1 pseudogene is annotated in these 377 nt (G+C 47.7%); it reads right to left on the bottom strand.

Annotated features, from left to right (window positions below):
- A pseudogene (locus HZY83_RS00035) lies at positions 1 to 377 on the bottom strand (MSCRAMM family adhesin SdrC); the annotation flags it as partial.

Here is a 377-nt window from a genome sequence, read left to right as displayed (position 1 = left end):
ACATCAGCAAGTGAGTCGGCATCAATGAGTGCGTCAGAATCTGCAAGCACATCGGCAAGCGAATCAGCATCAATGAGTGCATCAGTAAGTGCAAGTACATCAGCGAGTGAATCAGCATCAACAAGTGAGTCGGCATCAATGAGTGCGTCAGAATCAGCAAGTACATCAGCAAGTGAATCAGCATCAACGAGTGCATCAGTAAGTGCAAGCACATCAGCAAGTGAATCAGCATCAACGAGTGCGTCAGTAAGTGCAAGTACATCGGCAAGTGAGTCAGCATCAATGAGTGCGTCAGAATCTGCAAGTATATCGGCAAGTGAATCAGCATCGACAAGTGCGTCAGTAAGTGCCAGCACATCAGCAAGCGAGTCAGCATC

It is taken from the genome of Gemella sp. GH3 (genome assembly GCF_013415425.1).
Lineage (GTDB): Bacteria > Bacillota > Bacilli > Staphylococcales > Gemellaceae > Gemelliphila.
This window is presented reverse-complemented; position numbering and strand designations above follow the sequence as displayed.